Source organism: Streptomyces sp. SAI-127 (genome assembly GCF_029894425.1).
Taxonomy (GTDB): Bacteria; Actinomycetota; Actinomycetes; order Streptomycetales; family Streptomycetaceae; genus Streptomyces.
Genome location: NZ_JARXYJ010000001.1, coordinates 5382547 through 5405330, shown reverse-complemented (window position 1 = coordinate 5405330; position 22784 = coordinate 5382547). Strand labels below are relative to the sequence as shown.

Genomic DNA, 22784 nt, shown 5'->3' with positions numbered 1-22784 from the left:
GGGGTGAAAAGGTCATGGGGCAGGGGCACGGCTGGGAGGGAGCGGTCCTGAGGCTGCTGCGCGCGAAGGACTTCACGTTCACCGTGACCGGCGCCGAGGACGTCACCGGCGCGTACCGGCGGGTGCACCTCACCGACGGCGGGATGCTTGCCGTCACCGGCGTCCACCCGACGATGTGGGTGCGCCTGTGGTTCGCCGCGGCGGGCAAACCGCACCAGCGCGCCTACACCCTGGTGGACCCGGACCCCGCGGCAGGCACCTTCAGCCTGGAGTTCGCGCTGCACGACGGCGTGGCCAGCGACTGGGCCCGGACGGCGAAGCCCGGCGACACCGTCGAGGCCACCGTCCACGGAACCGGCTTCGAGCGCCCCGACCCCGAGCCCACCCATGTCTTCGCCATCGGCGACCCGGCCTCCCTGCCCGCCCTCAACTCCCTCCTCGGCGCCCTGGACTCCTCCCCCGCGACCGTCTGGTTCGAGGGCGGCGACGACGGCCTCCCCTTCCGCACCGACCCGTCCCGCCACGAGGTCCGCCGGGTCCTCCGCCTCGACTCCGGCGCGCATCTGGTCGCCCAGGTGAAGGCGGACCTGCCCGGTCTGCTGAAGAGCCACCCGGACGCGTATGTGTGGATCGCCTGCGACACGGCGACGACCAGGGCGCTGTCGTCGTACGTCCGCAAGGATCTCGGTGTCGCCAAAGATCGGGTGAACGCGCTCGGCTACTGGAGGGAGCAGTCCGCCGGCTCCCGGTAGAGGCGAGCCGTCGGCGCAGGCATGATCGGGGGCATGGACGTCACCCTTCACCTCTCCCAGGACCCCGAGGCCGACGAGCTCCTCGGCCGCTCCCCGCTCGCCGCGCTGGTCGGGATGCTGCTGGACCAGCAGGTCCCGATGGAGTGGGCGTTCAAGGGCCCCCGCACCATCGCGGACCGCCTCGGCGCGAACGACCTCGACGCCCACGAGATCGCCGCACAGGAACCGGAGGCCTTCGCCGCGCTGCTCTCCGAGAAGCCGGCCGTGCACCGCTACCCCGGCTCGATGGCCAAGCGGATCCAGCAGTTGTGCCAGTACCTGGTCGAGCACTACGACGGTCGGGCCGAGCTGGTCTGGAAGGGCGTGGCCGACGGCCGCGAACTGCTGCGCCGGCTGGAGGAGCTGCCGGGGTTCGGGAAGCAGAAGGCACAGATCTTCCTGGCGTTGCTGGGCAAGCAGCTCGGCGTTCAGCCGAAGGGCTGGCGCGAGGCCGCGGGCGCGTACGGCGAGCCGAAGTCCTTCCGGTCCGTCGCCGACATCACCGGCCCCGAGTCACTGACCAAGGTCCGCGCGCACAAGCAGGAGATGAAGGCGGCGGCGAAGGCGGCCAAGAAGTCCTAGGGCCGGTCCGGCGGATCTGGCCGAGAGGGAGTCGACGCGGAGCGCGGTCAGCCGGGTGGCCCGCCCCGGTGGCAGTGCGGTGTCCGGCGGTCCCAGCATGGACCATGACCGAGTTCGACGACCGCTTCAACGACCGCAAGGTCCACGCGGGCCGCCCGCCGGGCGTCTCGCCGCACGCGCCCGAACCGCCCCTCGAGGGGCCCTTGCACACCCTCGCCCAGGCCGCCTGGCAGGTCGTCCTGCTCACCGGCGCCGCCTCCCTGATCCTCGGCGTTCTGGTCCTGGTCTGGCCCGACGCCTCCCTGCTCGTGGCCGGTGTCCTCTTCGGCGTCTACCTCCTGATCAGCGGTGTCTTCCAGCTGGTCGCGGCCTTCGGCACCCACAGAACGACGGCCCTGCGCGTCCTGGCCTTCATCAGCGGCGCTCTGTCGATCCTGCTGGGCCTGTTCTGTCTGCGCGGCCCGATGCGGTCGATCCTGCTGCTCGCCCTGTGGATCGGCATCGGCTGGCTGATCCGCGGCATCACCCAGACCCTGGCCGCCGCGTCCGACCGGTCGATGCCGGCCCGCGGCTGGCAGATCCTCCTCGGCGTCCTCACCTTCGCCGCCGGGATCGTGCTGATCGACTCCCCCTTCGAATCGGTCGCCGTGCTCACCCTGGTGGGCGGCATCTGGCTGGTCGTCGTCGGCGTCGTCGAGATCATCACCGCGCTCACCATCCGCACCCGGGCCCGAGAGGTGCCGCGCACGCTGTGACCGCGACGCCACCTCTGCGACCGCCCCGGCTGTCGACACGCGTGTTCCACGGTCATGCCCCGGTCCGGTGAATCCCACGGCTGAAGGCGACCGGCGAGTGCCACCCAGGTCCTCGGCACACCGCCACTGCCGCCGGGCAGCCGAATCACGAGCCACACCCGCCGGCCGGGAACCGATGGGTGCCACCCAGCCGCCCCATCACCGGCATGCGTGCTGCCGCGACCTCTGACGAGTCAGACCCACGGACGGCGCCCGCTGGCGCCACCCCCGACATCCGCCACGCCCTCGCCCCACCGACGGCCACAACCCCGCCGCACGATCGACGGGCAAGCCACCTCGATCGGACAAGCTCATGGCCGAACTCGGTGTGCGTGCTGCCGCGACCCGGTGAGCCCCGCGACCGCTGACGAGCCACGCCCGAGATCCGCCACGCCCTCACCACACCACCGCCCTCCCGACGGCCACAGCCTCGCCGGACGGGAACCGGCGAGCGTCACCTTCCGCACCACCGACGGGCGCACTGCTGCGACCGGGTGAATCGCGCGGCCGAAGTGATGAATCACGTGCGCCGGGCGGGGAGACGACCTGTGTGAGTTCCGTACGACGTGCCCCGTGCAGCCATGACTGGCTGCGGACGCTCGTGCTGCTGCTCGCGCTGCTGGTTCCCGGGGCGCATTTCCAGGCGCATGCGATGCCGCCCGTACCGGCCGGGGAGCTCGTCGAGTACGACGTCCTCGACACCCCTGTGCGGTCACCGGCCCGGGCCGTCCACCGAACGGCCGTACCTCTGCGCCCCGCTCCGCGACCGGAGACGGCTCCCGGCGTGCCGGCGTACCGCCCCGTGCCGGTGTCGCCGCGGCCGCCGTACGTGCCGCGCGCCCTGCGTTCCGTGGTCCTGCGCTGCTGACAGAGCCCGCTTCCCCAGGCCTGCTCAGCACTCACGCAAGGAACACCGTCATGTCCAAGGACCCGTACGCGATCCTGCGCGCCCTGCTGCGCGCGGAGGCCGCACGCAGTGCGCCGAAACCGCAGAGCACGAAGAAGCAGCCGCCGTTGAGAGCGGAGAAGCGCGGCTGATCCTCCGGAGGAGGCGGGGCTACCGCCTCCTCCGGGCCGTACTGCCACGACGGCCCTGACGCTGGAGCACCTTGGACAGCAGCACCGGCCCGAAACTGGTGACGGTGGCCCGCACGGGAGTGCCGTGACCGATGCCGCCGAGGGCGTGGAACTCGGCGGGACACCCGGTGGCGGCCCACGTCTGATGCACTTCCGCGGCCCTGGCCTGCACCTTCTCGTTGCGCACACCCGGTTCGGAGATCCCCGGGACATCGCCCGCCGGTTGAGCAACGGCAGCGGGATCCTGACCTGCGCGTCCGGCAGACAGACGCCGTCCCCACATGAGCGCGCCCAGATCGAGGGCGGACCCGGTGAAGGCGTAGCCGGAGGCGATCTTCAGGGCCTCCCGGGGCTGGGCGGAGGAGCCGGACTGTGCCTCCGGCATGGACCGGTCGGCGGTTCCCGCGGCGGCCCCCGTGACGCCCTCCGGAGGGGTCTTTCGCTCACTCATCCCCAACCCCTGCTCCCGTTACGAGCCCTTTCGTGGCTTTTTTCCAGCACCGCACTCGGTCGCCATGGCTGCGCCCGGAAGGTCTTGACCGGTAGGCTTTCCGTGTGATCTTCAAGCGCATCGGAAACGGCCGGCCGTACCCCGACCACGGCCGGGAAAGCACCCGGCAGTGGGCGGACGTCGCACCGCGCCCGGTCCGCCTCGATCAGCTGGTGACGACCAAGGGCCAGCTCGATCTGGAGACCCTGCTCGCCGAGGACTCGACGTTCTACGGCGACCTGTTCGCGCACGTCGTGAAATGGCAGGGTGACCTGTACCTGGAGGACGGGCTGCACCGCGCGGTGCGGGCGGCGCTCCAGCAGCGACAGGTGCTGCACGCGCGTGTGCTCGAACTGGACTGAGTGACCGCGCCGTGAAGGTTTGACCCTTTCGGGTTCACCTGCACCGTGGTCAATGATCATCTAGTAGGCATTGCCGTCCTGGCGCACTACGCTGCGCCCATGAGCATGCTGACGCCCCCCGGCATGGGCCGTAAGTACCGGATCACGGGCGACAAGTACCCCCGGATGCGTCGGCCCCGGCGGCGCGGCAGGCTCGTGCTCGGCGTGGTGGCCTCCGTCGCCGCGCTGAGCCTGGTCGGCTGGGGCACGCTCCAGCTCATCGACGTGTTCACGGGCGGTGGGGACGAGGCCTCCGCGGTCGGCTCCAAGGGGGACTGCACGACGAAGGCCGGCGCGTCCCCCTCCGCCTCCGTGGCCCCTCTCCCCAAGCCGGGCCAGATCACCGTCAACGTCCTGAACGCCACGGCTCGCGGTGGGCTCGCCAAGAAGACGGCGGACGAACTGAAGAAGCGGGGCTTCAAGATCGGCGACGTGGGCAACGCGACGGCGACCTACGACAAGAAGGTCAAGGGCACGGGGGTACTGCTCGGTCCGTCGTCCGCGCTCAAGACCTCACTGCCGGTCCTCGCGACGCAGCTGGCCTCCGCCGAGACCCGCACGGACACCCGCAAGGGCGCCGAGGTCGACCTGATCATCGGGACGGCCTTCAAGAACCTGACCAGCAAGGTGGCAGCGGACAAGGCCCTGGCCGCGCTGAGCGCACCCGAGCCGACGGCGTCGAAGAAGAGCTGCTGAGGTGACGTAGGGCTGGGTGCCTACGGGGATGCCACCTGATGTCGTAGGGCGGGTGCGGGCCGGTGGGGGCTGGTCGCGCAGTTCCCCGCGGGCAGCTGCGCTGGGCTTGGGCCGGGCGCCTGTGGGGGTGCCACGCCGGGTCCTTGCGCGTCTGCGGGCCGGTGGGGGCTGGTCGCGCAGTTCCCCGCGCCCCTGGGGAGTTGCAGTCACCCGCACCACGACGGACCGATCCCCACCCCCGCACCACGACGGGCCGTTCGCCACCTCGCCCGCCCCGACGGGCCGTTGGCCGCGTACGGCGGCAAGGGGACGGGGTGGGGGGTGTCCGCCCGCAGCGGCCGGCGTCCGTTACCGAGCCCTGTTCAAGGGACCGAGCCGCCGGACCGAGGACGGATACCCCCCACCCCGGCCCCGACCCACCCACCGGACCGCAGGCGCTACACCAGCCCCCACCGAGGCCGAAACGGGCCGCCGCAGGCATTCAGGGGCGCGGGGAACTGCGCACAACGCCCGCCCCCACCGAACCCGCAGGCACCCCCTACTCGGCCGCGCCGTACAGGCGGTCTCCCGCGTCGCCGAGGCCCGGGACGATGTAGCCGTGCTCGTTGAGGTGGTCGTCGACCGCGGCCGTGACCACCGTGACCGGAGTGCCCGCCAGCTCGCGCTCCATGATCTCCACGCCCTCCGGGGCGGCCAGCAGGACCACCGCCGTCACATCGTCCGCGCCCCGCTTGATCAGCTCACGGATCGCGGCGACCAGGGTGCCACCGGTCGCGAGCATCGGGTCGAGGACGTACACCTGCCGCCCGGAGAGGTCCTCCGGCATGCGCGCGGCGTACGTGGTGGCCTGCAGCGTCTCCTCGTTGCGGATCATGCCGAGGAAACCCACCTCGGCGGTCGGCAGCAGCCGGACCATGCCGTCCAGCATGCCGAGCCCGGCACGGAGGATCGGCACCACCAGCGGGCGCGGATACGACAGCTTCACACCGGTCGTGGGGGCGACCGGCGTGCGGATGTCGACCGCCTCGGTGCGCACGTCGCGCGTGGCCTCGTAGGCGAGCAGGGTGACCAGCTCGTCGGCGAGACGACGGAAGGTCGCGGAGTCGGTGCGCTGGTCGCGCAGCGCGGTGAGTTTGTGTGCGACCAGCGGATGGTCGACGACGTGGAGACGCATGTCCACAACAGTAGCCGGGTCCACCACCCCCCCTCGCGCTGGCGTCAAACCGCCCGACCGGGGGAAAGTGGGAGGGACGGACTGGGGTGGTGAACCGATGCCTGACCTGCCTGAGCACGAACCGTCGTCACACGAGACCGAGACCGACGCCGAGCGCCGACGCCGTCGCGCGCAGTTCCTGCGCGATCTCGCGGAGGCCCGAGAACTGCGCGACCGGGTGCAGCCGCGCCGGGCGAAGGTTGCCCGACTGCGACACGCGATGCGTATGCGGACTTTCCGCTGGTAAGGAAGATCACGCGCCCGCGAGCCCGGCGGCGCACCGATGGTGCGCTGAACAGGTGGCCGTGCGTGGGCCCTTGGGAAAGCCGCGTACGATCCCGCTCGTGGCGGCGACGAGTGCGCTGGTGGTCCTTCACCGACGTGCCGACGCACGTGCGATCAAAACCACCGGACACAGGGTGCCGAAGACGTCCCCTGAACGCCTTGTTTCTGCCACGATTCCGAGTGGGCGGGGCTCGGAGCCGAGCTCTCCCCGCCCGCAACCTCCGCCGGGGGGACCCCCAACCGGCACGCCTATGACCAGTGGGAGAGTCACGGTGTACTTCGCCGCACTGCTCGCGCGCACCGAAGACGGGTGGGAAGCGAGCGACACAGAGCTCGACGATGTGGAGACCCTGTCGGATCTGGCCGACCTCGCCCGTGAAGCCGCGGCCGAGGACGACACGGTGCTCGTACTGATCGAGCAGGAAGACGCTTGGTTCGGCGTCGTCCGCATCGACGGCGAGGAGGATCCTCGCATCTATGTCTCGGACGCCGCCGCCGCTGCCCGCAGCTCGTACGGCGAGATCCTGCTCACCGACGAACTGCTCGGAAGGGAGCCCGACGACGACCCGGACCTCGACGCCCTCGACCTCGACGGCACCGAGGACGGTGAGGACGAGGACGACGACGACACCGCCGCCGAGGCGGGCGTCTCCGGAGAAATCGTGCCTCACGGCCCGGTCGGGGATGCCCAGGTCCTCGACGACCTGGGGGTCAGCGAGAAGCAGCTGAAGTCCCTGTCGGAGGACGCCGTCAACGAGATCGCCGAGTCCCTGGGCGCCTCGGAGGTCCTGGAGACCGTCCGCTGACCGGAACCACCGCGGCAGACCCGCTGCGCGACCGCTGGCGGGCCGCGATGCGGCTCGCCCTGGAGGAGGCCGGCAAGGCAGGCGCGGATGTGCCGGTGGGCGCCGTCGTACTGTCTCCGGACGGTACGACCGTGCTCGCGGCCGGCCACAACGAACGCGAGGCCGGCGGCGACCCGACCGCGCACGCGGAGGTCCTCGCCATCAGGAGGGCGGCGGCGGAGCTCGGCGAGTGGCGGCTGGCCGGCTGCACGCTTGTCGTCACGCTGGAGCCCTGCACGATGTGCGCGGGCGCGATCGTCCAGTCCCGGGTGGACCGGGTGGTCTACGGCGCCCGGGACGAGAAGGCGGGCGCGGCCGGTTCACTGTGGGACGTCGTCCGCGACCGGCGCCTCAACCACCGGCCCGAAGTCATCGAAGGTGTCCTCGCGGAGGAGTGCGCCGGACTCCTCACGGAGTTCTTCCGCGAGCGCTGAATTCTGATTTCAAAGCACGCCCCACCTTGCTGTAAGGTCTCCCTCGGTAGCGTGTCCGAGCGGCCGAAGGAGCTCGCCTCGAAAGCGAGTGTGGCGCAAGTCACCGAGGGTTCAAATCCCTCCGCTACCGCTTGAGAAGGGCCTCGTCGAGAGACGGGGCCCTTCGTGCGTACTGATCACCCCGGTTACACTCGCGCCCCAGAAGGAACAGACTCACCAGAAGCGGGGGAGGCCGCGGTGGCGGTGAACGGAAAGAAGATCGCCGTCTATGTGCTCGTGGTCTTCGTGCTGTATGTGATCATCACGGACCCGGCCAAGGCCGCCGACTACGTGCAGATAGGGTTCGAGGGCATATCGGACGCCGCCAAGGCCGTCGGCGACTTCTTCACCTGGCTGGCCGACGGGGCGCACTGACAGACCCGAGGGAGCGCCCATGATCCGCCATCTCGTCCTCTTCAAGCTCGACGAGGGCGTCGAGCGCGACGACCCGCGCGTGGTGGCGGGAGTCGAGGCCTTCCGCGCCCTGGAGGGCAAGATCCCCGAGATCCGCTTCTGGGAGCTGGGCTGGAATCTCAGCGACCGGCCCATCGCCTACGACTTCGCCATCAACTCCGGCTTCGAGGACGCGACCGCGCTGCGGACGTACGTCGAGCACCCGGAGCACCAGGCGGGCGTGGCGCTGTGGAAGGAGTTCGCCAGCTGGGTGATCGCGGACTACGCGTACTGAGCCCGAGCGCTCCGAAGCCTCCCGCCGGAAACAGCGGGAGGCTTTTCTGCGCCTTCACCCCGACATGCCCCTCAACACGGCGTAACCCAACGTATGCGGTGCTTGCACACAGTGCACATGTCTTGTGATGCTATGACCGCTTTTGACGGATGGGTTGATCAACGAAGAGGTGGCGTTGACCGTGTCGGCCAGTACCGCGCCTCCCCAGGAGGCACCCCAGGAGGCCGCTCCACGTAGCCGCGGCGCCGACACCCGGGCGCTCACCCAGGTGCTCTTCGGCCAGTTGAAGGGGCTTCAGCCGGGCACGCCGGAGCACAGCCGGGTGCGGGCGGCCCTCATCGAGGCCAACCTCCCGCTCGTGCGCTACGCGGCCGCCCGCTTCCGCTCCCGGAACGAGCCGATGGAGGACGTGATCCAGGTCGGCACCATCGGGCTCATCAACGCGATCGACCGCTTCGACCCGGACCGGGGCGTGCAGTTCCCGACCTTCGCGATGCCGACCGTCGTCGGCGAGATCAAGCGGTACTTCCGCGACAACGTCCGTACGGTCCACGTCCCGCGCCGGCTGCACGAGCTGTGGGTGCAGGTCAACGGCGCGACGGAGGACCTGACGACCGCCTTCGGCCGGACCCCGACGACCTCCGAGATCGCCGAGCGGCTGCGCATCACCGAGGACGAGGTGCTGTCCTGCATCGAGGCCGGACGGTCGTACCACGCCACCTCGCTCGAGGCGGCCCAGGAGGGCGACGGACTGCCGGGCCTGCTCGACCGGCTCGGCTACGAGGACCCGGCGCTGGACGGCGTGGAGCACCGCGACCTGGTCCGCCATCTGCTCGTCCAACTCCCGGAACGGGAACAGCGAATCCTGCTGCTGCGCTACTACAGCAATCTCACCCAGTCGCAAATCAGCGCGGAACTCGGCGTCTCGCAGATGCACGTTTCGAGGCTACTCGCGCGTAGCTTCCAGCGGCTGCGATCCGCCAATCGGATCGACGCTTAGCCGATGCATAAGGGGCGCACGGTCGCACGTTCCGGAACACCGCAGTTCGCAAGCAGTATCGAGGCGTAACCGGCGCGAGCGAATCGCTCACCAGCGCCGTTCCCGACACTTCTGTGCCGAAAAACCGTCAGACCCCCTTTATCCAGGGCGTATTCGGGTCTCACATGTCGACATGTCACTACAGCGTGTTGCCGACATGTGACATTCTGCGGGAAGCGCGTTTGCCGAGGCTTCGGCTCCGGTATTCAGGTGAAGGCTGACGTTCCACCACGGGGCGTTCGCCACGACCGTCCCGCGACCCAAAGGGGGTGGCATGTCCGCAGATCAGGGCAGCTCGAAGGTGCTTACGCTCATGAAGAGCGAGGCCGAGCCAGTGCTCGACGACATCACGGCCGTCGAGGCCGCACCGGCCCCGGTCCTCCCGACTCCCCCGACGGTGTCCGGAGCCATCGACACCCGCACCCTGTCCCGCTCCCTCTTCCTGCGGCTCGCCGCACTCGACGAGAACAGCCCGGAGCGTGCCTACGTCCGGGACACCCTCATCGAACTCAACCTCCCGCTGGTGCGCTACGCGGCGGCCCGCTTCCGCTCGCGCAACGAGCCGATGGAGGACATCGTCCAGGTCGGCACCATCGGCCTCATCAAGGCGATCGACCGCTTCGACTGCGAACGCGGCGTGGAGTTCCCGACGTTCGCGATGCCGACCGTCGTCGGTGAGATCAAGCGGTTCTTCCGCGACACCTCGTGGTCGGTGCGCGTCCCGCGCCGCCTCCAGGAGCTGCGGCTGGCCCTCACCAAGGCCAGCGACGACCTCTCCCAGAAGCTGGACCGCTCCCCGACGGTGGCCGAACTCGCCTCCGTGCTGGGCGTGTCCGAGGAGGACGTCGTCGACGGCCTCGCGGTCGGCAACGCCTACACCGCCTCCTCGCTGGACTCCCCGGCCCCGGAGGACGACGGCGGCGAGGGCTCCCTCGCGGACCGCCTCGGCTACGAGGACACGGCTCTGGAGGGCGTCGAGTACCGGGAGTCCCTGAAGCCGCTGCTGGCCAAACTCCCGCCCCGTGAGCGGCAGATCATCATGCTGCGCTTCTTCGCCAACATGACGCAGTCACAGATCGGCGAGGAGGTCGGCATCTCCCAGATGCACGTCTCGCGCCTGCTGACCCGCACGCTGGCACAGCTGCGCGAGGGCCTCATCTCGGACTGACCTGAACGAACCGGGTGCGCCTGAGGGGGCACCCGGTCAGGTCGTGGTCCGGGCGCCTGTGGAGGTGCCGGGTCGGTGCGGGCGGGGCGCCTATGAGGGTGCCTCACCATGTCGTCGGGCGGCTGCGGGCGCGTCGTGGCCGGTCGCGCAGTTCCCCGCGCCCCTGGGGAGTTGCAGCCACCCACGCCACGACGGACCGATCACCACCTCGCGCGCCCCAGCGGGCCGGTAGCCGCGTACGGCGGGAAGGGGACGGGGTGGGGGGTGTCCGCCCGCAGCGGCCGGCGTCCGATACCGAGCACCGCCCAAGCACCAGCAACCGCCGGACCGAGGACGGACACCCCCCCACCCCGGCCCCGACCCACCCACCGAACCCCACGCGCTACACCCGCCCCCACCGAAGCCGAAACGGGCCGCCGCAGGCACCCAGGGGCGCGGGGAACTGCGCACAACGCCCGCCCCCACCAAACCCGCAGCAAACCCGCCCAACCGCCGGAGGCAACCCGCTACTTCAGCGCCAGCCAAGCCACCGCCGCGACGATCGCCACTGCGACCACCACGCCGATGATGAGGCCGATCCGCGGGCCGCCCGAAGCGGCGGGAGCGGTCTGCTGCCGGCGGCCCTGCGGGCCCTCGTCGACGAACGCGCGGAACATCTGGGTGCTGCCGGCGGGGTCGTGGTTGCCCTGGGGGACCTGGTTCTCAGCCATGCCCAGAGACCCTAGCGAATCCGGGAGCCGGGCCCAAGTGCGGGGCTCAAGGGGGTAGTACAGGCCCCCACCCGCAGGTTTACGTTCGCAATACTTGCCTTTGCCAAGTTTTTATGCCGCACTCACCCCGTTTTATTTGCCTGTAGCAACCAAGCACGTCTATGGTTGCCCTAAGCAACGAATACGGGAGGTGTGATGGCCGAGCAGACGCGCTACGAGGAGCTGATCCGTCAGTTCAGCGCCTTCGGCGCCGTGAAGAGGGAGATCGGACGGATGATGCCGTCCGAGTGCCCTTCCGGTTCCGCCGCCGTGCTGACCCTGCTCGGGCGCTACGGAGACATGCGCATGAGCAGGCTCTCCGAGCTGCTCGCCGTGGACATGTCCGTGACCAGCCGGCATGTGGCGCACGTCGCCGAGCGCGGCTGGATCGAACGCTCCCCCGACCCGGCGGACAAGCGCTCACGCATCCTGCGGCTGACCCCGGCCGGCCAGGCGCTCCTGGACCAGCTGTCCCGTCGGACCTGCCAGCTGCTCGCCGAACGGCTGAGCGACTGGAGCGACGACGAGGTGGCCCAGTTGACCGCGCTGATGGCCCGCCTCCGGGCGAGCTTCGACGACACCCGCGCGCACGGCCCCGAACCGCGGCCGCCCGTACCCCCCGTACTCGAACAGATCACCCGTACACCCGCGACCACCCAGTAAGAGAAGGAAGCCCATGGCTACGACCACACCAACCGGTGTGCGGGCTCACGCCAAGCACGGGGGAGGCTCCACCGAGTACGCCCCCATGACGCACCGGCAGATCATGGAGGCCATCTCCGGCCTGCTGCTCGGCATGTTCGTGGCGATCCTGTCGTCCACGATCGTCACCAACGCCCTCCCGCACATCATCAGCGACCTGGGCGGCGGCCAGTCCGCCTACACCTGGGTCGTCACCGCCGCCCTGCTGTCGATGACCGCGGCCACTCCCCTGTGGGGCAAGCTCGCCGACCTCTACAGCAAGAAGGCGCTCGTCCAGATAGCCCTGGTCATCTACGTCCTGGGCTCCGCGGCGGCGGGTCTCTCGCAGAACGCCGGCATGCTGATCGCCTGCCGTGTCGTCCAGGGCATCGGCGTCGGCGGTCTGTCCGCCCTCGCGCAGATCGTCATGGCGGCGATGATCTCCCCGCGCGAGCGCGGCCGTTACTCCGGCTACCTCGGCGCGACCTTCGCCGTCGCCACCGTCGGCGGCCCGCTGCTCGGCGGTGTCATCACCGACACCTCGTGGCTGGGCTGGCGCTGGTGCTTCTACGTCGGCGTCCCCTTCGCCGTCCTCGCGCTGATCGTGCTGCAGAAGACCCTGCACCTGCCGGTCGTGAAGCGGGACGTGAAGGTCGACTGGGGCGGCGCGTTCTTCATCGCCGCCGCCGTCTCGCTGCTGCTGGTCTGGGTCACCTTCGCCGGTGACAAGTACGACTGGGTCTCCTGGCAGACGTACGCGATGGTCGGTGGTTCGATCGTCCTCGGTCTGGTGTTCGTGCTGGTCGAGTCCAAGGTGCGCGAGCCGATCATCCCGCTGCGCCTGTTCAGGAACCGCACCATCACGCTCGCGTCGCTGGCCTCGCTGTTCGTCGGTGTCGCGATGTTCACCGGCACGGTCTTCTTCAGCCAGTACTTCCAGCTGGCCCGCGACAAGTCCCCGACGATGTCGGGTGTGATGACCATCCCGATGATCGGTGGTCTGTTCGTCTCCTCCACCGTCTCCGGGCAGTTCATCACCCGCACCGGACGCTGGAAGGCGTGGCTGGTGAGCGGTGGCGTGCTGGTGACGGCCGGCCTGGGTCTGCTCGGCACCAGCACGTACGACACGGACTACTGGAAGATGGCCATCTTCATGGCCCTGCTGGGTCTCGGCATCGGCATGATGATGCAGAACCTGGTGCTGTGCACGCAGAACCAGGTCGACCCGAGCGACCTCGGCTCGGCCAGCTCGACGGTCACCTTCTTCCGCTCCCTCGGTGGTGCGGTCGGCGTCTCCGCGCTCGGCGCGGTCATGTCCCACCGGATCACGCACTACGTCACGGACGGTGTCGCCGCCCTCGACCCCAAGTACCGGGCCGCGCTGTCCGGTTCCGGCTCGTCCACCGACAGCATCCCGGACCTGGGCAAGCTGCCCGCCCCGGTGCGCACCCTGATGGAGAGCGCCTACGGCCACGGCATCGCGGACGTCTTCCTGATCGCCGGTGCCCTCGCGGCCGTCGCGTTCCTGATCACGCTGTTCATCAAGGAGGTTCCGCTGAAGACCAAGGGCGCACTGGCGCAGTCGGCCGCCGAGGACGCGCCGGCCGAGGCACCCGCAGAGGCCGCGGCTCCCGCGGAAGCTGCGACTCCGGCGGAGGCTGGGGCTCCGGTCGGCGGGCACACGCCGAGTTGGGCCACGACCGCCTCCGACACCGAGGCCGCTCCCGACGGCACGCAGCGGCTGTCCGCCGTCGCCACCCTGACCCGCCCCGAGGAGCCCTCGGCCGGCTCCGGCGGCATCCCGGTCCGCGGCTTCGTGCGCGGCAACGAGAGCGCGCCGGTCCCGCAGGCCGCGGTCACGCTGATCTCGCTCGCGGGACGGCAGCTGGGCCGGTCGGTGACGCAGGCCGACGGCTCGTACGCGGTCGAGGCGCCGAGCGTGGGGTCGTACGTCCTGATCGCCTCCGCCGACGGCTTCCAGCCGCAGGCGTCCACGGTGCTCGTGAACAGCGAGCCGGTGGCCTACGACGTCCTCCTCAGCGGCACCAGCGGGCTGAACGGGCTCGTGCGGGCCGCGCGGAGCGGGGAGCCGGTCAAGGACGCGATGGTGATCGTCACCGATGTGCGGGGCGATCTGCTGGCCACCGGGACCACCGGTGAGCAGGGCGAGTTCGCCTTCGGCGAGCTGGTGCCGGGTGCGGTGACCGTCGCGGTGAACGCCGCCGGGTTCCGGCCGCGCGCGCTGCCCGTGGAGGTCGGTGGCACCGGCGTCACCCGTGTCGAAGTCGACCTCGACTCGGGCGCCCGCCTCCAGGGTGTCGTACGGGCGCCGCACGGTCCGCTGGCCGACGCGCGGGTCACCCTCGTGGACGCGGCGGGCAACGTGGTCGGTACCGCCACCACCGGGACGGACGGGGCGTACGCCTTCACCGACCTGGACGGCGGCGAGTACACGGTCATCGCCACTGGGTACCCGCCGCAGGCGACGGCCCTGACGGTGAACGGGCCCGCGGTCGACGGCCACGACATCGAACTCGCCCACCCCGGCGAGTAGTCCACCGACTCCGGCCCGTGGCGGGGAGCGCGCTCCGAGCGGAGGTGCGCGCCCGCCACGGGCCGGTCTTTCTTTCGAGGAGTTACGTGAAATGGGACTGAGCGCGAGGATCCGGACCCGGGACGGCTGGGCCGTGTCGCACGCGGTCGTCACGGTGACCGACATGACCGGGACGCAGGTGCTGCGCGCGGAGGCGGACGCCGAAGGAGCGGTACGGGACGGCACACCGCTGGAGCCGGGGCCGTACACCGTCATCGTCACGGCCGTCGGCTACGCGCCCGCCGCGTCGAGCGCGATCGTCACCGCGAGCGGCCGGGCCGAGGTCGGCACGGTCACGCTGGCCCGCATCGGCGGGGCGGAGCTTCCGCCGCCGGGGCCCTGGACCGTGGACCCGGCCCACTCCGGCGTGGGCGCGGTCGCCCAGCACCTGGGCATCTCCAGCGTGCACGGCCGCTTCACCGACTTCACGGCGGCGATCGAGGTCGCCCCGGACGACGTGACCAAGTCGCGGGTGGAGGCGGTGATCCGGGCGGCCTCCATCGACACGGGGAACGCGATGCGGGACGAGCACCTGCGGTCGGCGGACTTCCTGGACGTCGAGCGCTATCCGGAGATCACGTACCGGTCCACGGGGCTGGCCGTGGCCGGTACGGACCGGTGGACCGTGCGGGGTGAGCTGGCGATGCGTGGTGTCGTGCGCCCCGTCGACCTGGACCTCGCGTATCTGGGGACGGGTGCCGATCCCTGGGGCGGGACCCGTGCCGCCTTCCGGGCCACCACCCAGCTTCGGCGGGAGGACTTCGCCATGAACTACAACCAGGTCGTGCAGGCGGGGATCGCGGCGATCGGTACGACGCTGAAGGTCGAACTCGATGTCCAGGCGGTGCAGGGGGAGTCGCTGCCGCAGGCCTGAGGCCGTTGTCAGTGGCAGGTCGTACGGTTCTGGCATGGAGCGAACCACGGGGGTGCAGGCCTACTACGCCGAGTCGGCGGAGCGGCTGGCAAGGGTGTACGAGAGCGTCCCCTTCGAGTCGGTGCACGAGGCGCTGCTGGATCTGCTGCCGGAGGCGCCCGCGCGGGCGCTGGACGTCGGCGCGGGGACGGGGCGGGACGCGGCGGCACTGGCCCGGCGCGGGTTCACGGTCGACGCGGTGGAGCCGGTGGCGGAGCTGCGGGACCTGGCCGAGCGGCTGCATCCCGGCAGCGGGGTGACCTGGCGGGCGGGTGCGCTCCCGGAGATACCCGGCGTCCAGGGGCCGTACGACATCGTCCTGCTGTCCGCGGTGTGGATGCACCTGCGGCCGGAGGAACGGCCCCTCGCCATGCGGCGTCTGGCCGAACTGCTCGCCCCCGGCGGGATCCTGCTGATCACCCTGCGGCGCGGCGAGCCGCCGGTGGACCGGAGGATGTTCGACATATCGCCGGAGGAGGTCGCCGGGCATGGGGCAGGGGCGGGGCTGAGGCTGCTGCGGATCGTGGACGAGAAGGCGGACCGACTCGGCCGTGACGCGGTTCACTGGAACGCCGTGGCGCTCCAACTAGGCTGACGTCATGGCACCGAACATTGCGACCAACAAGGCCGTCTCGCTGGACGAATTGCTGGACTTCGTACGGCCCCGGCACCGGGCGATCCTGCTGACGCGGCGGGGGGACGGGTCACCGCAGGCCTCGCCGTTGACCTGCGGGGTGGACGACTCCGGGCGGATCGTCGTCTCGACGTACCCGGAGCGGGCCAAGACGCGGAACGCGAAGCGGGACTCCCAGGTCAGCGTGATCGTGCTGAGCGACGACTGGAACGGACCGTGGGTGCAGGTCGACGGGACCGCCGAGGTCGTCGACTCGCCGGAGTCCGTGGAGCCGTTGGTGGAGTACTACCGGAACATCGCGGGTGAGCATCCTGACTGGGACGAGTACCGGGCGGCGATGGTGAAGCAGGGCAAGTCGATCATTCGGGTGACGCCGGTGCGGTGGGGTCCCGTGGCGACGGGTGGGTTTCCTGAGCGGCTGGCTTCGCCGGACGCCTGAGGGGCCCTGTGACGCCGACCTAAGCGGATTCGACCATCGCCTCGATTCCCTTGATCAGCAGGTCCAGGGCGAACGTGAAGTCCCTGTCCCTCATCTCCTCCACCGTGTCGCCTCCCCTCGCCGTCATGATCTCCTCGTTCTCCTTGAGGATCTCCGTGGCGCCGGGGGCCCGGGTCGCGGTGGTCATGGCGTGACGGAAGTAGGCCTCCTGGGTCATGCCGGCCTGGGCGGACCGGGCGATGAAGTGGCCCTCGATGGTGCCGAAGCCGTAGACGAACTGGAAGACGGCGGAGATCGCGCCGGTGATGCCGTGTGCGGGCAGGCCGGTCTTGCGGATGACCCGGTGCACGATCCGGGAGAGGGTCAGGGAGTTGGGGCCGATGTTGAGGAAGGTGCCGGCCAGCGGGGAGACCCAGGGGTGCCGGACCAGCAGGCCCCGGTACTCCCTGGCTACCGTGCGCAGTTGGTCCCGCCAGTCCTCGTCGGCCTCCGGGTCCGGCAGGTCCAGTTCGCCGAAGGTCGCGTCCAGGGCGAGTTCGAGGAGGTCGTCCTTGGTGTCGACGTACCAGTAGACGGACATCGCGGTCACGTTCAGTTCGGCGGCCAGCCGCCGCATGGAGAACTTGGCCAGCCCTTCGGCGTCCAGGAGACGGACCGTCACCTCGGTGATCCGGTCCCGGTCCAGTCCGGACGGCTGCCCGCCGCCACGCCCGCCCCGGCGCACCTTGCCCTCCAGCCACACACTGGTCCGACCCGAGGCCTTCTGACCTGCGTTGGGCATGGCGCACCTTTCGAAAACATCCGTCCACTTGCAAAGATGCTAGGCCTTGCAGGGGCGCGAGCCGTCTCGATGTGCGGCTGCGCCGCGTGGGCGCGACCAGCCACGACGGACTCGCACCCGCCGACGGCCGAAGCCGCGAGCTCCTAGGCTCCCTCTGCCCGCTCAGCCCGCCGCAGCAACACCGCGGCGACCACTCCGCCCAGCAACACGGCGCCCGCCCCCACCAACTGACTGTTCTCCAGGCCGGAGGCGAACGCCTCGGTGATCCGCGCCCGCTCCTGTGCCGACCCCGCCTGCGCCAGCGCCGCCGGCAGGGACGCCGCCGCCACCGAGACCAGCGCCGCGAAGCGGGAGTTCAGCACGGCGCCCAGCACCGCGACCCCGAGCCCCTGCCCGAACTCGGCGAGCGTTCCGTTGATACCGGCCCCCACCCCGGCCTTCTCCGGAGGAATCGCGCTCATGACGGCGTTGGCCATGGCCGGCATCGCGAAGGCGACCCCCGCGCCCATGACGACCAGGCCGGCCAGCATGCCACCGTACCCGTGACGACCGAGCACGGCGATCGCCGCGAGGCCCACCGCCAGACAGGTCATCCCGATGGCGATCGTGAGCGGGGTGCCGACCCTCGGCAGGAGCTTCGCGCTGACCCCGGTGAGGTTGAGGGCGACGATGGTGAGGGCGAACGGCGCCGTCCGCAGTCCGGCCTCCAACGGGTCGTATCCGAGGACGAACTGCAGGTGCTGCGTGAGCAGGAAGAGCGATCCCGCCATGCCGAAGGCGACGAGGATCGCGCCCGCGACGGCCCCGGTGAACCGCTGGTTGCGGAAGAAGTGCATGTCCAGCATGGGGTACGGGACGCGCAGTTCCCATACCGCGAACCCGGTCAGCACCACGGCTCCGACCGCGGCGGAGGTGAGGGTGGTGGCGGAGGTCCAGCCGTGGTCCGGGCCGGAGATGATCGCGTAGACGACGCTCGTCATGCCGATCGTGGAGAGCAGTGCGCCGAGCAGGTCGGGGCGGTCGCCCTGCGGGTTCTTGGACTCGGGCACCAGGACCAGGACGGCCACCAGGCCGATGGCCGCGACCGGGATGTTGATGAGGAAGATCGCGCCCCACCAGAAGTGGTCGAGCATCACGCCGCCGAGCAGCGGTCCTACGGCGAAACCGAGCGAGTTGACCGTCGACCAGAGGCCGATCGCCTTCACGCGTTCGCCGTCGTCGAAGATCTGGACCACGACGGCGAGGGTGGTGGTGATGAGGAGCGCGCCGCCGACGCCCATGCCGGCGCGGGCCGCGATCAGCTGTTCGCTGGTGGTGGCCAGACCGGCCACCAGGGAGCCGACGCCGAACAGGGCCAGGCCCGCCATCAGCAGCTTCTTGCGGCCGTAGCGGTCGGCGGCGCTGCCCGCGGTGAGCAGCAGACCGGACTGCACCAGCGAGTACGCGTTGATCATCCACTGGATGTCGGAGGTGGCCGCGCCCAGTTCGCGGGTGAGCGAGGGGATCGCGACGTTCAGGACGGTGTTGTCGAGCAACACCGTCAGCTGCGCGAGACAGATGACGCCGAGTATCAGCCAGCGCTGGGGATGGCCCTGGGAGACGGCGACGAGAGCGGGTGCGGGAGCGGACATGCCGTACACCGTAGAACAGTTCCCATACGCTGTACAACAAACTTTCCCGGCCGCGGACAGGGCTGAGGGGCGGCGACCGTGTGGGTCGCCGCCCCTCAGCCCTGTTCGGGTCCTGCGTCAGCCGCTCGCCTTCTGGGTGAGGTCGTAGAAGGTGGCCGAACCGACCGTCACCTTCTTGAAGTTGGCCTCGACCCACGAGGTGATCTGCGCGGACGTACCGCTGCTGCTGCCGCCCATGCCGCCGCCCGAGCCGCTGGAGATGAAGTAGTGGATCTTTCCGTCCGCCACGTACTCCTTGAACTGGGCCAGGGTCGGGGACGGGTCCGTGCCGTTGAAGCCGCCGATCGCCATGACGGACTCGTCGGTGGCCAGCTGGTAGCTCGCGGCGTTCTGGGCGCCGATCGCGGCCGCCGCCCAGGTGTAGTCGTCCGCGTCCGCCTTCAGCAGCTTCTTGGCCTCGGCGGAGACGGTCGCGCCGTTGAGCAGGCCGCCGACACCGCCGCCACCGCCCATGCCGCCGCCGTCACCCGTGGTGCCGCCGGGCATGCCGCCCTGCTGGTTCTGCGTGTTGCCGTTGCCCTGGGTGTTGCCGTTCTGGCCGGGCATCCCGCCGCCGAAGCCGCCGGTACCGCCCGTGCCGCCGCCCGGGAAGCCCTGGCCCTGCTGACCCTGGCCCTGGGTGGTGCCGTTGCCGTTCTGGGTCCCGCCGCCCGGGCCGCCGCCGAAGCCGCCGCGCCCGCCGCCACCGGGACCGCCGCCCATCATGCTCGCGCCCGCGGGACCGGCCGTCGGGATGGACCCGGTGTGCGCGGAGTTCACCGTGCTCAGCGTGTACGCCGTCGGGCCGGCCAGCGCGGCCACGATGCCCAGGGCCGCGGCACCGAGCGCGAGCTGCCGGCCGAGCCTGGCCACGAAGATCAGGCCGAGCGCTGCGACCAGGCCGCCGGTCAGGACCAGCCACTTCAGCCAGGGCAGGTGGTCGGGGGTGCGGTTGAGGAGGACGTACCCCCAGGCGCTCCCCGCCACGACGGAGGCCGCGAGGGTGAGCGAGGCCCACATCTCGGCGCGCTTCTCCCACAGGATCCCGGCGCCCATGCCGACCACGGCGGCGATGTAGGGGGCCAGGGCGATCGTGTAGTACTGGTGGAAGATGCCCGCCATGTAGCTGAAGACCACCAGGGTGATCAGCAGCGAGCCGCCCCAGACGAGGAACGAACCGCGGGTCACCGACGTCCGCTTGAGCTTGCGCGTCGCCACCAGGCCCGCGACCAGCAGGATCAGCGCGGCCGGCAGCAGCCACGAGATCTGGCCGCCGATCTCGGAGTTGAACATCCGGTCCCAGCCGGTCTCGCCCCACTGACCGGTGCCACCGGCGCCGCCACCGCCGCCGACGCTGCCGGTCTCCTCGCCGTTCAGACGGCCGAGGCCGTTGTAGCCGAAGGTCAGCTCGAGGAAGGAGTTGTTCTGCGACCCGCCGATGTAGGGGCGGGAGGAGGCGGGCCACAACTCGACGATCGCGACCCACCAGCCGCCGGAGACGATCAGGGCACCGGTCGCGGCGGCCAGCTGACCGAAGCGCTTCTTCAGGGAGACCGGCGCGCAGACCGCGTACACGATCGCCAGCGACGGCAGGATCAGGAAGGCCTGCAGGGTCTTCGCGAGGAACGCGAAGCCGATCGCGACCCCCGCCCACACCAGCCACTTCGTCTTGCCGTCCTCGATGGCCCGGACGACGAAGTAGCAGGCCAGCGCCATCAGCAGGGCCAGCATGGCGTCGGGGTTGTTGAACCGGAACATCAGCGCCGCGACGGGGGTGAGCGCGAGCACGGCGCCCGCGATCAGACCGGCCCCGGGGCTGAACCGTCGGCGCACGGACGCGTAGACGACGGCGACCGTGCCGACGCCCATCAGGACCTCGGGGCCGAGGATCGTCCACGCGTTCAGGCCGAAGATCCTGGCCGCGATCTCCATCGGCCACAGGAAGGCCGAGGGCTTGTCGACGGTGATGGCGTTGCCCGCGTCCAGCGAGCCGAAGAACATCGCCTTCCAGCTCTTGGTGCCGGCCTGGACGGCCGCCGAGTAGAAGGAGTTGGCGTAACCGGAGGCGCTCAGGTTGTAGAAGTAGAGCGCCGCGGTGGCGAGCAGCAGGCCCCAGAAGGCCGGGCGAGCCCAGCGCGGGTCCTCGGGGCGGCCGCGCCACAGTCTGCGCGCGAGGGGCTGCTTGGGTTCACCGGACTCGGGGGCCGGGGGAGCGACCGGCGCCTCGGGGGCCGTCGCCGCCCGACCCCACCCGGAACCCTGCTGGGTCGGATGGTCGGTCTGCGTGGTCATCAGGAGTCCCTCGGGTCGGTGTCGGTCGGGCGCACCGGCTGCAACTGCACGGTGGCGTCCCTCCAGGAGCGCTGCTCCGCGGCTTCACCGGCGCGGAACTCGGTCGTCTCGTACGGCGACGGCGGCGCCGTGGCGTACTGGTGCGCGGTGGGGCGCTGGGGCAGCGGCGCGCAGGGCTGCTGGGTGGAGTAGGTCGGCGAGGACGGGGTGTGGCCGGCCACCACCGTGGAGCGGGGCTGGTCGTCGTCGCGGTCGGGGAAGACCCAGGCCCTGAAGAGCAGGAAGCGCAGCACGGTCGCCGCGAGGTTGGCGGCGATCAGCACCGCCAGCTCGGTGGAGTGCGCGGGGTCGCTGCTGGCCGCGTTGAGCGCGGCGAGCGAACCGCTGGTCAGCGCGAGGCCGATACCGAAGACGACCAGGCCCTGCGCCTGGTGCCGGACGGCCCCGCCCCGCCCGCGCACCCCGAAGGTCAGGCGCCGGTTGGCGGCGGTGTTGGCGACCGCGGAGACCAGCAGGGCCAGCGCGTTGGCGATCTGGGAGCCGCCGAACTGCCGGAAGGCGCTGTAGAGGACGAGGTAGAAGAGGGTCGACAGACCGCCGACGACACAGAACCCGACGAGCTGGCGGGCCAGCCCCTTGGGCACGTCCTGGATCTCGCGGTCGCGCGGGTCGTCGCCGAACGGCCGGGTGATCCGGTCCAGCGGCAGCGATCCGCTCGCCAGGGCCTTGCCCACCCGCCACACCCCCTTGAGGTCCTCGGTCGCCGTCTTCACGATGTGCACGGTGGAGTCGGGGTCGTCGACCCAGTCGACGGGCACTTCGTGGATACGAAGGCCCGCGCGCTCGGCGATGACCAGCATCTCGGTGTCGAAGAACCAGCCGGTGTCCTCGACGAGCGGCAGCAGGACCTGCGCCACGTCACGCCGGATGGCCTTGAAGCCGCACTGCGCGTCGGAGAAGCGGGCCTGGAGCGAGCCGCGCAGGATGAGGTTGTAGGCGCGGCTGATGAACTCGCGCTTGGGGCCGCGTACGACCCTGGAGCTGCGGGCGAGCCGGGAGCCGATCGCCAGGTCGGAGTGGCCCGAGATCAGCGGGGCCACCAGCGGCAGCAGGGCGTTGAGATCGGTGGACAGGTCCACGTCCATGTACGCGAGGATCGGGGCGTCCGAGGCGGACCACACGGTCCGAAGGGCCCGGCCGCGGCCCTTCTGCTCCAGCCGGAAGGCCTTGACCTCCGAGATCTCCGCCTCCAGCCGCTGCGACACTAGGGGAGTGGTGTCCGTCGACGCGTTGTCCGCGATGGTGATGCGGAACGCGTACGGGAACGTGCGCTTGAGGTGCTCGTGCAGTCTCAGCACACACGGCTGGAGGTCCTTCTCCTCGTTGTAGACGGGGATCACTACGTCCAGGACAGGCGTACCGGCGTCGCCGGCCGGGAGGTGCTCCCGCGCCGGCAGGGTGCCGGGAGAAGAGTCGCTTCGCATGTGAAC

General features: G+C 70.7%; 25 protein-coding genes and 1 tRNA gene. 19 read left to right on the top strand and 7 right to left on the bottom strand.

What is annotated here, in order from left to right:
• The first annotated feature begins 14 nt into the window (after positions 1-14).
• From M2157_RS24775 to M2157_RS24760, 4 genes are all read left to right on the top strand, one after another.
• Complete coding sequence (locus M2157_RS24775; RefSeq protein WP_280859069.1) at positions 15-752, top strand: siderophore-interacting protein; 738 nt, start codon at positions 15-17, stop codon at positions 750-752.
• Between the two features lie 33 nt (positions 753-785).
• A complete protein-coding gene (locus tag M2157_RS24770; RefSeq protein WP_280866229.1) occupies positions 786-1373 on the top strand; it encodes an HhH-GPD-type base excision DNA repair protein in 588 nt (195 codons plus the stop codon).
• 104 nt (positions 1374-1477) lie between these two features.
• A complete protein-coding gene (locus tag M2157_RS24765; RefSeq protein WP_280866228.1) occupies positions 1478-2128 on the top strand; it encodes an HdeD family acid-resistance protein in 651 nt (216 codons plus the stop codon).
• A 589-nt stretch (positions 2129-2717) separates the two neighbouring features.
• Positions 2718-3035, top strand: coding sequence for a hypothetical protein (locus tag M2157_RS24760; protein ID WP_280866227.1), 318 nt, complete (start codon positions 2718-2720; stop codon positions 3033-3035).
• Between the two features lie 189 nt (positions 3036-3224).
• On the opposite strand, the gene M2157_RS24755 is transcribed toward M2157_RS24760, so the two are convergent.
• The gene (locus M2157_RS24755) at positions 3225-3695 is read right to left on the bottom strand and encodes a helicase HerA-like domain-containing protein (protein WP_280858759.1); all 471 of its coding nucleotides are present in this window, start codon (positions 3693-3695) and stop codon (positions 3225-3227) included.
• 104 nt (positions 3696-3799) lie between these two features.
• Here M2157_RS24755 and M2157_RS24750 point away from each other — a divergent pair, with 104 nt between their 5' ends.
• Both M2157_RS24750 and M2157_RS24745 read left to right on the top strand, forming a co-directional pair.
• Positions 3800-4096, top strand: a complete 297-nt coding sequence (locus tag M2157_RS24750) for a type II toxin-antitoxin system VapB family antitoxin (protein WP_003999914.1) — start codon at positions 3800-3802, stop codon at positions 4094-4096.
• A gap of 99 nt (positions 4097-4195) precedes the next feature.
• Complete coding sequence (locus tag M2157_RS24745; protein WP_280866226.1) at positions 4196-4831, top strand: LytR C-terminal domain-containing protein; 636 nt, start codon at positions 4196-4198, stop codon at positions 4829-4831.
• Between the two features lie 538 nt (positions 4832-5369).
• On the opposite strand, the gene upp is transcribed toward M2157_RS24745, so the two are convergent.
• Positions 5370-6005, bottom strand: coding sequence for a uracil phosphoribosyltransferase (gene upp / locus M2157_RS24740; protein WP_057609479.1), 636 nt, complete (start codon positions 6003-6005; stop codon positions 5370-5372).
• A 97-nt stretch (positions 6006-6102) separates the two neighbouring features.
• Between upp and M2157_RS24735 the strand changes: the two genes are divergently transcribed.
• The 8 genes from M2157_RS24735 to M2157_RS24700 all read left to right on the top strand — a co-directional run bounded on the left by M2157_RS24735 (position 6103) and on the right by M2157_RS24700 (position 10542).
• Entirely contained in the window at positions 6103-6291 is a 189-nt protein-coding gene (locus M2157_RS24735) for a hypothetical protein (RefSeq protein ID WP_280858761.1), read from the top strand.
• A 310-nt stretch (positions 6292-6601) separates the two neighbouring features.
• Complete coding sequence (locus M2157_RS24730; RefSeq protein WP_280859070.1) at positions 6602-7135, top strand: hypothetical protein; 534 nt, start codon at positions 6602-6604, stop codon at positions 7133-7135.
• Between the two features lie 47 nt (positions 7136-7182).
• Positions 7183-7608, top strand: a complete 426-nt coding sequence (gene tadA / locus M2157_RS24725; RefSeq protein ID WP_280858762.1) for a tRNA adenosine(34) deaminase TadA — start codon at positions 7183-7185, stop codon at positions 7606-7608.
• Between the two features lie 45 nt (positions 7609-7653).
• Positions 7654-7738, top strand: a tRNA-Ser gene (locus M2157_RS24720).
• A gap of 107 nt (positions 7739-7845) precedes the next feature.
• Positions 7846-8022, top strand: a complete 177-nt coding sequence (locus tag M2157_RS24715; RefSeq protein ID WP_280858763.1) for a hypothetical protein — start codon at positions 7846-7848, stop codon at positions 8020-8022.
• 19 nt (positions 8023-8041) lie between these two features.
• The gene (locus tag M2157_RS24710; RefSeq protein ID WP_280858764.1) at positions 8042-8335 is read left to right on the top strand and encodes a Dabb family protein; all 294 of its coding nucleotides are present in this window, start codon (positions 8042-8044) and stop codon (positions 8333-8335) included.
• Between the two features lie 142 nt (positions 8336-8477).
• Entirely contained in the window at positions 8478-9335 is an 858-nt protein-coding gene (locus M2157_RS24705) for an RNA polymerase sigma factor SigF (RefSeq protein ID WP_280858765.1), read from the top strand.
• A gap of 313 nt (positions 9336-9648) precedes the next feature.
• Positions 9649-10542 carry an RNA polymerase sigma factor SigF gene (locus M2157_RS24700; protein WP_280858766.1) on the top strand — a complete coding sequence of 298 codons (894 nt, stop codon included), beginning with the start codon at positions 9649-9651 and terminating at the stop codon, positions 10540-10542.
• Positions 10543-11048: 506 nt separating this feature from the next.
• On the opposite strand, the gene M2157_RS24695 is transcribed toward M2157_RS24700, so the two are convergent.
• Positions 11049-11252 carry a hypothetical protein gene (locus M2157_RS24695; RefSeq protein ID WP_037711852.1) on the bottom strand — a complete coding sequence of 68 codons (204 nt, stop codon included), beginning with the start codon at positions 11250-11252 and terminating at the stop codon, positions 11049-11051.
• A 195-nt stretch (positions 11253-11447) separates the two neighbouring features.
• On the opposite strand from M2157_RS24695, the gene M2157_RS24690 reads away from it, so the two are divergent.
• From M2157_RS24690 to M2157_RS24670, 5 genes are all read left to right on the top strand, one after another.
• Positions 11448-11954, top strand: coding sequence for a MarR family transcriptional regulator (locus M2157_RS24690; protein ID WP_280866225.1), 507 nt, complete (start codon positions 11448-11450; stop codon positions 11952-11954).
• A 13-nt stretch (positions 11955-11967) separates the two neighbouring features.
• The gene (locus M2157_RS24685) at positions 11968-14526 is read left to right on the top strand and encodes an MFS transporter (protein WP_280866224.1); all 2559 of its coding nucleotides are present in this window, start codon (positions 11968-11970) and stop codon (positions 14524-14526) included.
• Positions 14527-14617: 91 nt separating this feature from the next.
• Positions 14618-15439, top strand: coding sequence for a YceI family protein (locus M2157_RS24680; RefSeq protein ID WP_280858768.1), 822 nt, complete (start codon positions 14618-14620; stop codon positions 15437-15439).
• A 34-nt stretch (positions 15440-15473) separates the two neighbouring features.
• Positions 15474-16073 (top strand): class I SAM-dependent methyltransferase, encoded by a 600-nt coding sequence (locus M2157_RS24675; protein WP_280866223.1) that lies wholly within the window; start codon positions 15474-15476, stop codon positions 16071-16073.
• A gap of 4 nt (positions 16074-16077) precedes the next feature.
• Positions 16078-16551: a PPOX class F420-dependent oxidoreductase gene (locus M2157_RS24670; RefSeq protein ID WP_057609263.1), complete on the top strand. Its 474-nt coding sequence runs from the start codon at positions 16078-16080 to the stop codon at positions 16549-16551.
• Positions 16552-16570: 19 nt separating this feature from the next.
• Here the strand turns inward: M2157_RS24670 and M2157_RS24665 are convergent, their stop codons facing one another.
• The 4 genes from M2157_RS24665 to M2157_RS24650 all read right to left on the bottom strand — a co-directional run bounded on the left by M2157_RS24665 (position 16571) and on the right by M2157_RS24650 (position 22778).
• Positions 16571-17332, bottom strand: coding sequence for a TetR/AcrR family transcriptional regulator (locus M2157_RS24665; RefSeq protein ID WP_280866222.1), 762 nt, complete (start codon positions 17330-17332; stop codon positions 16571-16573).
• Between the two features lie 143 nt (positions 17333-17475).
• Positions 17476-18963: an MFS transporter gene (locus M2157_RS24660; RefSeq protein WP_280866221.1), complete on the bottom strand. Its 1488-nt coding sequence runs from the start codon at positions 18961-18963 to the stop codon at positions 17476-17478.
• Between the two features lie 117 nt (positions 18964-19080).
• Complete coding sequence (locus tag M2157_RS24655; protein ID WP_280858772.1) at positions 19081-21294, bottom strand: glycosyltransferase family 39 protein; 2214 nt, start codon at positions 21292-21294, stop codon at positions 19081-19083.
• On the bottom strand, positions 21294-22778 hold the full coding sequence (locus M2157_RS24650) for a bifunctional glycosyltransferase family 2/GtrA family protein (protein ID WP_280866220.1): 1485 nt from the start codon (positions 22776-22778) through the stop codon (positions 21294-21296). The genes M2157_RS24655 and M2157_RS24650 overlap by 1 nt, the downstream gene beginning before the upstream one ends.
• Between the last annotated feature and the right edge of the window lie 6 nt (positions 22779-22784).

Coding starts and splice junctions, on each gene's coding strand:
- M2157_RS24765 (WP_280866228.1), top strand. CDS start 1,478: ATGACCGAGTTCGACGACCGCTTCAACGACCGCAAGGTCCACGCGGGC.
- M2157_RS24770 (WP_280866229.1), top strand. CDS start 786: ATGGACGTCACCCTTCACCTCTCCCAGGACCCCGAGGCCGACGAGCTC.
- tadA (WP_280858762.1), top strand. CDS start 7,183: ATGCGGCTCGCCCTGGAGGAGGCCGGCAAGGCAGGCGCGGATGTGCCG.
- M2157_RS24655 (WP_280858772.1), bottom strand. CDS start 21,294: ATGACCACGCAGACCGACCATCCGACCCAGCAGGGTTCCGGGTGGGGT.
- M2157_RS24695 (WP_037711852.1), bottom strand. CDS start 11,252: ATGGCTGAGAACCAGGTCCCCCAGGGCAACCACGACCCCGCCGGCAGC.
- M2157_RS24685 (WP_280866224.1), top strand. CDS start 11,968: ATGGCTACGACCACACCAACCGGTGTGCGGGCTCACGCCAAGCACGGG.
- M2157_RS24680 (WP_280858768.1), top strand. CDS start 14,618: ATGGGACTGAGCGCGAGGATCCGGACCCGGGACGGCTGGGCCGTGTCG.
- M2157_RS24700 (WP_280858766.1), top strand. CDS start 9,649: ATGTCCGCAGATCAGGGCAGCTCGAAGGTGCTTACGCTCATGAAGAGC.
- M2157_RS24690 (WP_280866225.1), top strand. CDS start 11,448: ATGGCCGAGCAGACGCGCTACGAGGAGCTGATCCGTCAGTTCAGCGCC.
- M2157_RS24775 (WP_280859069.1), top strand. CDS start 15: ATGGGGCAGGGGCACGGCTGGGAGGGAGCGGTCCTGAGGCTGCTGCGC.
- M2157_RS24745 (WP_280866226.1), top strand. CDS start 4,196: ATGAGCATGCTGACGCCCCCCGGCATGGGCCGTAAGTACCGGATCACG.
- M2157_RS24660 (WP_280866221.1), bottom strand. CDS start 18,963: ATGTCCGCTCCCGCACCCGCTCTCGTCGCCGTCTCCCAGGGCCATCCC.
- M2157_RS24665 (WP_280866222.1), bottom strand. CDS start 17,332: ATGCCCAACGCAGGTCAGAAGGCCTCGGGTCGGACCAGTGTGTGGCTG.
- M2157_RS24710 (WP_280858764.1), top strand. CDS start 8,042: ATGATCCGCCATCTCGTCCTCTTCAAGCTCGACGAGGGCGTCGAGCGC.
- M2157_RS24755 (WP_280858759.1), bottom strand. CDS start 3,695: ATGAGTGAGCGAAAGACCCCTCCGGAGGGCGTCACGGGGGCCGCCGCG.
- M2157_RS24670 (WP_057609263.1), top strand. CDS start 16,078: ATGGCACCGAACATTGCGACCAACAAGGCCGTCTCGCTGGACGAATTG.
- upp (WP_057609479.1), bottom strand. CDS start 6,005: ATGCGTCTCCACGTCGTCGACCATCCGCTGGTCGCACACAAACTCACC.
- M2157_RS24735 (WP_280858761.1), top strand. CDS start 6,103: ATGCCTGACCTGCCTGAGCACGAACCGTCGTCACACGAGACCGAGACC.
- M2157_RS24675 (WP_280866223.1), top strand. CDS start 15,474: ATGGAGCGAACCACGGGGGTGCAGGCCTACTACGCCGAGTCGGCGGAG.
- M2157_RS24650 (WP_280866220.1), bottom strand. CDS start 22,778: ATGCGAAGCGACTCTTCTCCCGGCACCCTGCCGGCGCGGGAGCACCTC.